We start from the raw sequence: 5,672 nt of genomic DNA on the forward strand, positions 1-5,672 counted from the left end.
GGGGAGCGAGCCGATGTCGGCGTAGGAGCGGCGGGCGTCCTCGGCGAGGGCGTGGACGATGCGTTCGTCGAGATCATTGAGTCGCACGGCTGGTGGTTCACTTCTCTGCGATGACCGGTCGGACAGGGCCTGGGCGAGGCCGTACCGGAAGTAGAACACGAGCCCGGCCGTCCACGGACCGGGCGCCGTCGGGCCCGGTCCGGCTCGTACGGACGACGCAGGGGGCGTACCGCAACTGCGGTACGCCCCCTGCGCGCTTCGCCGTACTCCCCTGCGCTCCCCTGCCGGTCACTCCACCGCGGCTCACTCCACCGCCAGCAGCCCTTCCCGGAGCCGTCCCGTGATCCGTGACAGCAGCCGGGACACATGCATCTGGGAGACGCCCAGCTCCGCGCCGATCTCCGACTGGGTCATCTCGTCACCGAAACGCATCCGGAGGATCCGCCGCTCCCGCTCGTCCAGCTCCTCCAGCAGCGGCTTGAGCGCCTGGACGTTCTCCGCCGTCTCCAGCCCTGTGTCGGGCGCGCCGAGCCGGTCGGAGAGCGGCACCGACGCGCCGGCCGTGTCGTCCGTCGGCATGTCGATCGAGCCCGCCGTATAGCCGTTGCCCGCGACGACGCCCTCGATGACCTCGTCCTCCTCCAGATCGAGATGCTCGGCCAGTTCCGCCGTGGTCGGCGCGTGGTCGAGCCGCTGGGACAGCTCGTCGGTCGCCTTGGCCAGGTCGATCCGCAACTCCTGGAGCCTGCGCGGAACATGCACGGCCCAGCTCGTGTCCCGGAAGAAGCGCTTGATCTCGCCGACGATGTACGGGACGGCGAAGGTCGCGAACTCCACCTCGCGGCTGAGCTCGAACCGGTCGATCGCCTTGATCAGCCCGATGGTGCCGACCTGGACGATGTCCTCCATCTGGTCCGAGCGATTGCGGAAGCGGGTGGCCGCGTACCGCACCAGCGCGAGATTCAGCTCGATCAGGGTGTTGCGTACGTACTGGTGCTCCTGTGTGCCTTCCTCCAGCTCGGCGAGTCGGGCGAAGAAGAGCCTTGAGATCTCCCGGGCGTCCTTGGGCGCCACTTCCGCCGGGCACTCCACGTAAGGAAGGTCCAGCTCCGCCGCGTCCGCGTGGTGTCGGCTCACATACTGCGTGCTGTCGGTCGGGACCGTGCTCGCCGTGGACACATCGTCCTCCCCTGCTCCATGGTCAGTGCAGAGCGCGTGTACCCGGTCCCTCCACGCCCATGCGCGCCGACACAGAATCAGAAGCCGGGATTCACAACATGCCCTAACTCCAACTGGCGTGCAGCGGCTGGCCCTCGGCGTATCCCGCGGCGCTCTGGACGCCGACGATCGCCTTCTCCGCGAACTCCTCCAGCGAGTTGGCCCCGGCGTAGGTGCAGGACGAGCGGACTCCCGCGACGATCGAGTCGATCAGGTCCTCCACACCGGGCCGCGACGGATCGAGGAACATCCGGGACGTGGAGATGCCCTCCTCGAACAGTCCCTTGCGGGCCCGGTCGTACGCCGACTCCTCGCTCGTACGGTTCTGTACGGCGCGGGCCGAGGCCATACCGAAGGACTCCTTGTACAGCCGTCCGTCGGCGGTCTGCTGGAGGTCGCCCGGAGACTCGTACGTACCGGCGAACCAGGAGCCGATCATGACGTTGGAGGCGCCCGCGGCGAGCGCCATGGCGACATCGCGCGGATGCCGGACTCCGCCGTCGGCCCAAACGTGTCTGCCGGACTTCCTCGCCTCCGCCGCGCACTCCCTGACGGCCGAGAACTGCGGCCGGCCGACGCCGGTCATCATGCGCGTCGTGCACATCGCGCCCGGGCCGACACCGACCTTGACGATGTCCGCGCCGGCCTCGATCAGATCGCGTACGCCTTGCGCGGAGACGACATTGCCCGCGACGACAGGGACCGTCGGGCCGAGCGCGCGGACCGCCCGGACGGTCGCGATCATCGACTCCTGGTGTCCGTGCGCGGTGTCCACGACGAGCGTGTCGACACCCGCGTCGAGAAGCTGGGCCGCCCTGCTCCCGGCATCGCCGTTGATCCCGACAGCGGCGGCGATCCGCAGCCTGCCCGCGGCGTCCGTGGCGGGTGTGTAGAGCGTCGCGCGCAGGGCGCCCTTCCGGGTCAGGATGCCGACCAGACTGCCTTCGGCGTCGACGGCCGGAGCGAGCTTGCGGTTGGCGTTGTCGAGCGTGTTGAACGCCTCGCGCGGATCCATGTCCGCGGCGATCAGCAGCAGATCCTTCGACATGACCTCGGAGAGCTGGGTGAAGCGGTCCACTCCGCTCAGATCGTGTTCGGTGACGATCCCGACGGGCCGGTGGCCGCCGTCGACCACGACACCCGCGCCGTGCGCGCGCTTGGGCAGCAGGGACAGCGCGTCGCCGACGGTCTGGGTGGGTGCCAGCACGATGGGGGTGTCGAGCACGAGATGGCGTGTCTTGACCCAGGAGATGACCTCGGTGATGACCTCGATCGGAATGTCCTGGGGAATGACGACCAGCCCGCCGCGCCGGGCGACGGTCTCGGCCATCCGACGGCCCGCGATGGCCGTCATATTGGCGACGACGAGCGGGATGGTGGTGCCCGTACCGTCCTGGGCGGAGAGGTCCACGCCCTGACGGGAGCCGACGGCCGAGCGGCTCGGCACCATGAAGACATCGTCGTACGTCAGATCGTAGGGAACCGGAGCACTCTCCACATGGCGGCCGGTACCCGGTTCGAGGAAACGCATAGATCTCACATTTTCCGGTGGAAACAGCGCAGGTCGTCTCCACGAAAGGCGCAGCAAAACGCCCCCGCGTTCGTCTGCTCCTCCGGCGGTGTCCCGCTGCAAAACCGCGGAAGGTACGGAGGAGGTACGGGGGCTCCGAGGCCAGGAAGTGGAACCTGCCTTACCCCAGGAGCTTACCGTGCGCCTCACATCCCGCGCGGCGCGGTCAGCCGTCCGTGATCGGCCTCGACCGACCGGCCGTCCGTACTCGGCCTCGGCTCGACCGGTTCGCGGTCGGCCGAGCCGTGGCCGGTCCCGGTCGCCGTCCGCGATCGGCCGGCCCACGGTCACTCGTCCGGGTCGCACCGCTCCAGCGCGGGCCTCGGCGCCGGTTCGAACTCGGTCAGCAGGAAGTCCGCCGCCGCGGTGTCCGTCACCAGACTGGTGACCAGCCCGGACCTGAGGACCGCGCCGATCGCCTCGCCCTTGCGCGGCCCGCCCGCGATCGCCACGACCTCCGGGATACGGCGCAACCGCTCGGCCTCGACCGTGATACACCGTTCGCCCAGGTCACGGCCGACCCGCCGGCCCTCCGCGTCGAAGAGATGCGCGGACATCTCGGCGGCGACACCGAGCGAGGCGTAGTGGGACCGCTCCTCGTCGGTGAGCATGTCATGCACCGCGGAGATACCGGGCTCCCACGAGCCGATCGAGACGGCGGCGACGGTGACCTTGTCGAAGTACTCGAAGGCGCGCGCGATACCGGTCTGGTTGCGCAGCGCGGCGGCGGTCGCCGGATCGGGCAGCAGCATCGGGGCGTAGATCGGGTGGGCCTCGCCGCCGGACACCTGGGCCGCGCGCCGTACCGCCTCGACCGAGCCGCGCTCGGCGGTGCCCGCGTCGTACACACCGGTGAGCTGGACGACCGTACAGGGCGGCAGCCGGTCGAGCGCCGCCGCCATATGGATGGTGGACCGGCCCCAGGCCAGCCCGAGCACATCGCCCTCGACCACAAGTTCGCCGAGCAGATCGGCCGCGACCTCGCCGAGGTTCTCCGGGTCGGGCGACTCGTCGCCGCCCTCCGCGGGCGATTCGACGACCACCGCGTGCCGCAGTCCGTACCGCGCGCGCAGCGCGTCGGAACGCTCCGCGTCCAGCTCCGCGGGGACACGGATCTCGATCCTCACGAGATCGCGCTCCAGCGCCGTCTCCAGGACCCGGGCCACCTTGAAGCGGCTGACGCCGAACTCCTCGGCGATCTGGATCTTGGACTTTCCCTCAAGGTAGAAGCGACGGGCCATGGCCGCCGCCTGCACCAGCTCCGCGGGTCCCATCCGCAGGGCGGACCGACCCGCCGACATTGCAGACACCGCGATCTCCTCACTGCTGTGCGCACTCTGGACTCGCTGTTCATCCTGTCAGATCCAGCGATCCTTGATCGGCCCGAAAGGGCCCCGTTCATATTCCCGTGGCTCACTGGACGGCTGGGCGGCCGGCCGTTGTCAGGCTCAGTGGCCGACTCAGTGGCCGGCCCCGTGTCCGCACGCCCAGGAGGCCGTGGCGGTGGCCTTGGCGGCCTGGTCGCGCAGGGTACGTACCGCCTCGGCCGGATCGTCCGCTCCGTACACGGCGGAGCCCGCGACGAAGACATCGGCGCCGGCCTCGGCGCATCGCTCGATGGTGCTCGCCGAGACTCCGCCGTCGACCTGGAGCCACAGTTCGAGTCCGTGCTTGGAGATCAGCTCCCGGGTACGGCGGATCTTGGGCAGCATGATGTCCAGAAAGGCCTGACCGCCGAAGCCCGGCTCCACGGTCATGACCAGCAGCATGTCCAGCTCGGGCAGCAGATCCTCGTACGGTTCGACGGGCGTCGCGGGCTTCAGCGCCATGGACGCCCGTGCCCCCTTGGCCCGGATCTCACGCGCCAGCCGTACGGGAGCGGCGGCGGCCTCCACATGGAAGGTCACGGAGCCCGCGCCCGCCTCGACGTACTGAGGTGCCCAGCGGTCGGGGTCCTCGATCATGAGATGGCAGTCCAGCGGGGTGTCCGTCGCCCGGCCGAGCGCTTCGACCACCGGTACGCCCAAGGTCAGATTGGGCACGAAGTGGTTGTCCATGACATCGACATGGAGCCAGTCGGCGCCGTCGACCGCAGCCGCCTCCTCGGCGAGACGGGCGAAGTCGGCGGACAGGATGCTGGGGTTGATCTGGGCCATGTGCCAAGCCTGCCATGCTCCGGACCACTTCCTGACCGCCCTGTGCACCTCTGTGCGAACGGATGCCGAAGGGGAGCGGCACAGTCCGCCCAAACCGGCCGATTCGGTGCGGCTGGCCAGGTCGGGAAGAGGACCTCCGCGGTCACTCAGGGGTCGCTCAGGCCGTACGGCGCAGCAGGGCCAGATACATCGCGTCCGTGCCGTGCAGATGCGGCCAGAGCTGGACGTCGGGGCCGTCACCGAGCGCCGGTACGCCCGGCATCAGCGCTCTCGCGTCGATCCAGTCGGCCCGCACCGCCGGACCGCCGCGCCCTTTGAGGACGTCCTCGACAACGGCCTTGGTCTCCGCGAGATGCGGGGAGCAGGTCGCGTAGCCGACGATCCCGCCGATCCGAACCGCGTCGAACGCACCGCGCAGCAGTCCGCGCTGGAGCGGTGCGAAGCCCTCCAGATCCTCCGGGCGGCGGCGCCAGCGCGCCTCCGGCCTGCGCCGCAGCGCGCCGAGGCCCGAGCACGGAACATCGACCAGGACCCGGTCGAAGGAGCCGGGGATCCAGGGCGGGCGGGTGCCGTCCGCGGCGACGACCTGGTACGGACCCGGGTTCCCGGCGAGCGCGCGTGCCACGAGCCTGGCCCGGTGCGGCTGTTTCTCGGCGGCGAGCAGGGACGCGCCGCGTTCGGCGGCCAGCGCCGCCATCAGCGCCGCCTTGCCTCCGGGGCCCGCGCAG

5 protein-coding genes and 1 pseudogene are annotated in these 5,672 nt (G+C 70.2%); all 6 read right to left on the reverse strand.

Annotation, left to right across the window (positions count from 1 at the left end; genetic code table 11):
• Window positions 1-87 (reverse strand): AsnC family transcriptional regulator (locus GA0115259_RS33605; protein ID WP_141716798.1); only part of this gene is annotated, 87 nt, incomplete at its 3' end.
• A gap of 216 nt (window positions 88-303) precedes the next feature.
• On the reverse strand, window positions 304-1,179 hold the full coding sequence (locus GA0115259_RS33610; protein ID WP_093603931.1) for an RNA polymerase sigma factor SigF: 876 nt from the start codon (window positions 1,177-1,179) through the stop codon (window positions 304-306).
• Between the two features lie 103 nt (window positions 1,180-1,282).
• Window positions 1,283-2,749 (reverse strand): GuaB1 family IMP dehydrogenase-related protein, encoded by a 1,467-nt coding sequence (locus tag GA0115259_RS33615; protein WP_093603933.1) that lies wholly within the window; start codon window positions 2,747-2,749, stop codon window positions 1,283-1,285.
• A gap of 326 nt (window positions 2,750-3,075) precedes the next feature.
• Window positions 3,076-4,089, reverse strand: coding sequence for a sugar-binding transcriptional regulator (locus GA0115259_RS33620; protein ID WP_093603935.1), 1,014 nt, complete (start codon window positions 4,087-4,089; stop codon window positions 3,076-3,078).
• Window positions 4,090-4,248: 159 nt separating this feature from the next.
• On the reverse strand, window positions 4,249-4,944 hold the full coding sequence (gene rpe / locus GA0115259_RS33625) for a ribulose-phosphate 3-epimerase (protein ID WP_093603937.1): 696 nt from the start codon (window positions 4,942-4,944) through the stop codon (window positions 4,249-4,251).
• Window positions 4,945-5,101: 157 nt separating this feature from the next.
• Window positions 5,102-5,672, reverse strand: a pseudogene (locus GA0115259_RS33630) (rRNA cytosine-C5-methyltransferase); the annotation flags it as partial.

Source organism: Streptomyces sp. MnatMP-M17 (genome assembly GCF_900091995.1).
In the GTDB taxonomy this organism is placed as follows: domain Bacteria; phylum Actinomycetota; class Actinomycetes; order Streptomycetales; family Streptomycetaceae; genus Streptomyces.